The following is a 3,192-nucleotide window of genomic DNA, read 5'->3' on the forward strand; positions in this document are numbered from 1 at the left end:
AGATGAAACCATTAAACTATGGGATATCCACACAAAACAGTGTATCAAGACCTTACGCCCCGATCGCATCTATGAAGGCATTAATATCACAAGCGTTAAGGGCTTAACAAAAGCGCAGAAGTCTGCGTTAAAGCAATTGGGAGCGAGAGATGATAAGCCTCTTTTGTCACTTCAGATAGATGAAATTTGAAACAACGTAATTGCGTTTGGAGTGAACCCAATCATCAGGCCATGCACTAACGTAATTTCAAGCTTACAGATACTCTCCTATCAAAGTGATAAAAGAGGGACAACCTGGATTATTCACGAGGGCTTCAAACGCTGATGGCAAGGACACTCCTCAAAACAGCCTGTAGTTCAAATCAATGCTGGGCTTAATCTGTGGAGAGATGTTCGAGACATTCCCACAACCGTCATGAATAATGCAGGATATGTGCATAGAGATTCCTCCCAAGCACTCGGTCTCGTCAGTAATCGGTTTTCTGAAGGGCAAGAGTGCCTTAGCGATAGCCTGCCAGTTTAATGGTAGGCATCGCAACTTTAATGGAGAGAACTTTTGGGCTAGGGGTTATGCGGTATCAACGGTAGGATTTGAGGAGTCAGTTGTACGTCGCTATATTCGCGAGCAGGAAGGTAGCGATGCAAGTGGTCGGTTCTAGACAGATAAGTTAGATGTAGAACGACCGCCCTTGGGGTGGTCCCGCTCATCAAGCCACCTGCTTCGCAGGTGGTGTCCGACTGGATAAAAACCCGAAACCAGTAGACACTTATGCGATCAATATAATGCCCATCTGATCAAGTCTGTGGGACTTTAGAGATCAGCATCGCGCGCTTTTTTTCGTGCACCCTAATGATTTGGCGACGATATTTAGTGACGAAAACGAGATGTAGGCAAATAGAATAAACAGAGTGAGAACCGTTATGATATTTAGCTTTCAACTGTCTATAGGTAAAGGCGGCATAGAGTATGCTAACACGTTGCACCACCTTCAGACTTTACCCCACACCTGCTCAAGCGCATCAGCTTTTGGAGGGGCGTAGACTGCATGGCTATTTATACAATGCAGCCCTAGCAAAACGGCGTGATAGGTATCAGCACTGGGGGATTAACGTTGATTATCTCGCTCAACAAAACTGTATCTCAAACTAAGCAGGACGGAACCCCCGTCCCTCTTAAGGCGGAGTAGTTTATATAATGCAGATTGATCCATCTGAGATTATTGCTGGCTATCGTCAGGGCTATTTCCTGATGGATAACGGCAATGGATTGGGATGGTATTCCAGTCATCATCGGGCAATTATGCCCATTGATGATCGGTTTCGCTTTCCCAAATCGCTTCGTCGGAGTCTCAATCAAAATCGGTTTACAACGGCCATCAATCGCGATTTTTTGGGGGTAGTAGACGGCTGTGCCCATCGTGAATCTACCTGGATCTCGGATGAACTCAAGGCAATTTATCAGATGCTATATCGGGCAGGCTGGGCCTACAGTTTTGAGACATGGCAGGGAGACCAACTCGCAGGTGGCATTCTGGGGTTAGCGACGGGTGGGGCTTTTATCGGTGAATCCATGTTTTTTAATATCTCGGAAGGTTCAAAAGTGGCGATGGTGATGTTGGTGAATCATTTGCGATCGCAACAATTCACCTTATTTGATGTCCAAATCATGAATCCGCATTTACAACGGTTTGGAGCCTACACCATCTCAGAAACCGAGTACCAACAGCGATTGCAAGCAGCAGTCCAACTGCAGCGAAATTTTCAACCCTGTTCATAGAGGGACCAAGGAAAGCATTGATTCCCTTTACTCATGATTAAGTAGGCGGGTGAACCTTGGCTATAAGTCTTTATAGTTTTGCTGGATTGTAGTGATTGAACAATTGCCATGCTTTTTGGAATTAGAAATACTTGGATAACCCATATCCCATTTCCTTTTTGGGGTGGGCTGAGTTTGTTGATTCTAGGCGTGGTAGTGTGGCTATTGCCGAGATGGCAGGTCAATGGCTTAGATGAGCCAGTCGAAATTCGAGATCGCGCCTTTATTGAAGACGCCCATCGTCGTACGTTGATCCAGGCCCTGGGGGGGCTGTTTTTTCTGACGACCGCCTACCTTAGCCGTCGAAACCTCCTGATCATGGAAGGCAAAGAGGTGACCGAGCGATTTAGTAAGGCTGTCGAACTGCTAGGAGATGAGCGCTTAGAGGTGCGTTTGGGGGGTATCTACCTATTAGAGCGAGTTGCCAAGGACTCTCCCCCTGACCACTGGATCGTTATGGAAGTGTTGACATCTTACATTCGGGACAAGGCGATTCTCCGAGGTCAACGCCCAACCCATATGCCCACGGACATCCAAGCTGCCCTCACCGTGATTAGTCGTCGCAATGTGCAGCATGATTTACCTGGAGGACAGCTCGATTTGAGTAAAACGGATCTTAGTCGATCTGAACTAGCCCAAGCCCAGTTGGAGCATGCTAATTTGCAAGCTGCTAACTTATCTGAAGCTAATCTCAGTGGCGCTCACCTGAATGGTGCTAATTTCACCCAGGTAAATGCTCATCGGACTGATCTGAATGCCACTCAACTAAGAAAGGCAGACTGTAGCAATGCCAACTTCAGTCAAGCCAGGCTGTTCGAATCAGATTTGGAAGCGGCCAATTTACTAAAGAGCAACTTTAGTGAAGCTAATCTCACCAAAGCAAATCTGAGTGCAACTACTCTCGTGGAAGCAAATCTGCAGCGAACAGATTTTGCCAAAGCCAACCTGACTGAAGCCAATCTCATTGGTGCCAATCTCAGCGAAGCTAATTTAATGGAAGCCAATCTCAAAAAGGCGGATCTCCGCTCCACTGCGAACCTGACGATAGAGCAGATTCAATCTACTGCTAACCCTAACGCCATCTTTGATCGAGCATTCCAAGACTTAATACAAAAACAACAAAAACTGCGTGATGCGCCCTTAAACGAGACTCTCTAGAACATGCACACCCGCATAACGTAAAGACTATTATCTTCTACCTGCTTAGACTCAAACTGCTTGAGTCTCTTGGATTAAGCATTGGGCTCGCACTAGATACAGTCAGTTCAATCTAGTGAGGGTAGATTCCCCGCTGCTTGCAGCGAAGAAATGGGATTGCAATCCAAATCTACGGTTTGGGAGCAAATCGTATTCCATACCCCGTCTGCTTGCAGCGG

Annotated in this window: 4 protein-coding genes and 1 pseudogene; all 5 read left to right on the plus strand. The window is 46.6% G+C overall.

What is annotated here, in order from left to right:
• The coding region (locus Q0991_RS20395) for a hypothetical protein (RefSeq protein WP_299491995.1) at nucleotides 1-190 on the plus strand (190 nt) is incomplete at its 5' end.
• Nucleotides 191-431: 241 nt separating this feature from the next.
• Nucleotides 432-659, plus strand: a pseudogene (gene tnpA, locus Q0991_RS20400) (IS200/IS605 family transposase); the annotation flags it as partial.
• Nucleotides 660-967: 308 nt separating this feature from the next.
• Nucleotides 968-1,150 (plus strand): helix-turn-helix domain-containing protein, encoded by a 183-nt coding sequence (locus tag Q0991_RS20405; RefSeq protein ID WP_299491997.1) that lies wholly within the window; start codon nucleotides 968-970, stop codon nucleotides 1,148-1,150.
• A gap of 45 nt (nucleotides 1,151-1,195) precedes the next feature.
• Nucleotides 1,196-1,777, plus strand: coding sequence for a leucyl/phenylalanyl-tRNA--protein transferase (gene aat / locus Q0991_RS20410; protein WP_299491999.1), 582 nt, complete (start codon nucleotides 1,196-1,198; stop codon nucleotides 1,775-1,777).
• 108 nt (nucleotides 1,778-1,885) lie between these two features.
• Entirely contained in the window at nucleotides 1,886-2,974 is a 1,089-nt protein-coding gene (locus Q0991_RS20415; protein WP_299492001.1) for a pentapeptide repeat-containing protein, read from the plus strand.
• The last annotated feature ends 218 nt before the right edge of the window (nucleotides 2,975-3,192 follow it).

It is taken from the genome of Acaryochloris sp. IP29b_bin.137 (assembly GCF_028285745.1).
In the GTDB taxonomy this organism is placed as follows: domain Bacteria; phylum Cyanobacteriota; class Cyanobacteriia; order Thermosynechococcales; family Thermosynechococcaceae; genus Acaryochloris.

Coding starts and splice junctions, on each gene's coding strand:
- Q0991_RS20415 (WP_299492001.1), top strand. CDS start 1,886: ATGCTTTTTGGAATTAGAAATACTTGGATAACCCATATCCCATTTCCT.
- Q0991_RS20405 (WP_299491997.1), top strand. CDS start 968: ATGCTAACACGTTGCACCACCTTCAGACTTTACCCCACACCTGCTCAA.
- aat (WP_299491999.1), top strand. CDS start 1,196: ATGCAGATTGATCCATCTGAGATTATTGCTGGCTATCGTCAGGGCTAT.